The organism is Streptacidiphilus sp. ASG 303, from assembly GCF_020991365.1.
In the GTDB taxonomy this organism is placed as follows: Bacteria; Actinomycetota; Actinomycetes; order Streptomycetales; family Streptomycetaceae; genus Peterkaempfera.
Genome location: NZ_JAJLRA010000140.1, coordinates 1 through 300 on the forward strand (window position 1 = coordinate 1; position 300 = coordinate 300).

General features: G+C 83.7%; 1 pseudogene. It reads left to right on the top strand.

The features are described from left to right. Positions 1–300: pseudogene (locus LO771_RS30265) on the top strand (hypothetical protein); the annotation flags it as partial.

Here is a 300-nt window from a genome sequence, read left to right on the forward strand (position 1 = left end):
GCCGTCCCGGCGGATTCCCTGGAGACCACCGCCCAGTTCGCCCGGCCCCGCTTCGAGGCCGAGATCGACCCGCGGGACCCGCTGGGCCTCGGCCCGGTCCCGCCGGCCCCCCCGCCGCCCGCGCCGCAGCCGCCGGCGCCGGCGCCCCACCAGGGCGGCCCGCGGCCGTCCGTCCCGGCCGCGCCCCCGCAGCCGATGGCGCTGCCCCCGGGCGGCGACGCCGACCCGCTGACCGCGCCGCTCGGCCCGGACACCACGGGCCGTTCGGCCGGGGGCTCCGGATCGCCGATCTTCGAGGCG